This window comes from Streptomyces sp. NPDC051286 (genome assembly GCF_044455345.1).
Classification (GTDB): Bacteria; Actinomycetota; Actinomycetes; order Streptomycetales; family Streptomycetaceae; genus Streptomyces.
On the sequence record NZ_JBITER010000107.1, the window covers coordinates 1 to 1178 of the forward strand.

At 67.1% G+C, this 1178-nt stretch carries 1 protein-coding gene; it reads left to right on the plus strand.

Annotated features, from left to right (window positions below):
• Positions 1–127 precede the first annotated feature (127 nt).
• Positions 128–1063, plus strand: coding sequence for a hypothetical protein (locus ACIBB8_RS37125; RefSeq protein ID WP_398959748.1), 936 nt, complete (start codon positions 128–130; stop codon positions 1061–1063).
• Positions 1064–1178: the final 115 nt, after the last annotated feature.

A 1178-nucleotide genomic window follows, 5' to 3' on the forward strand; every position in this document is an offset into this window, starting at 1 on the left:
ATTGGTGGTGCTGGTCATGCCGGGGGATGCTCCTGTCTCGCCCATCCAGGCTAACCGGAGAACCCCGGTGCCTCAGTCGAGGCTGTCAGGAAGGGTCCCGATCCAGGTTGATGCCAAGTTCGTATCGGTGACGCTGGACGTTCGCTTCGACTGCATGATGCCAGACCGCTGCTCGAACGGTCCGCAGTCGTGGGACGGCGCCCTGGAGTGGCTGGGAGCTGACCCGTTCTCGCACACGGCCGTCGGGAAGAACGACCACACCTGGAACGCTGTGAACAAGTCCGATACCCTCGACCTGTCCACGAAGATCAGCGCCTACTCGCCCGTGACGAACCCGGTCGCTTCGCGCTGGGAGACCGCCGACGCGCAGATCCGCTGCGACAAGATCTCCTCCGCCACCCCGGGCTGCGCGTTCCACAAGTACGTCCCCACCTGGGTGATGAACTTCAAGAAGACGCCGCAGGCGGTCGCGCACGCATGGCTGATCCAGTCCAAGCTGTCCAACCATCCCGGCAGCCGGTCCGCGAACAAGCCGATGTTCTTCCTGCCCTCGGCGGACAAGAACGCCCCCGGCCGCGACCCGAACAAGAACCGTGACGTCATCTGCCCGAAGAACAGCGACGGAACAAGCTGGGCGTCCAAGTACGGAAACCCGCGGACCACGGCCGTCCCGGAGATCAGCGCCAGCGACAAGCCGTCGTGCGACGAGTTCGCCTACGCCTCCAGCTACAACTCCGGCGGTATGCCCGGCGGCGTCGTCGGCGGCATGAACCCGGTCGCCTCGGGCGACGCCTGCGTACAGGCCTACGCCACCCGCGTCACCCAGGGCGAATGGCGCCTCTACGACGACGAGCGCCTCGCAGGCCCCACCTGGAACGAGGTCTGCGGCCGGTCCTCCATGTCCGGGTGGATCAACTCCACCTCGATGGGCGGCGCGTTCAGCTCTGGCTTCTCCGGTAAGTACCGGCTCCTCGACAAGGACCCCTACTGGGTGTCCTTCCCCGAATTCGGACACTGCGACGCCAGCAAGGCGACGGTGACCTGTACCGTCCCCAAGGCGTAGGGAAATGGGGGGCGGGCCCGCGGGGGGGTTGTGTGGGCCGGGGGGCGGCCGATTAAAAAACGTAAGGGGGCCGCGCCCCCCGCGCCACGGGGCGGCCGGGGGTGTGGGGGGACGG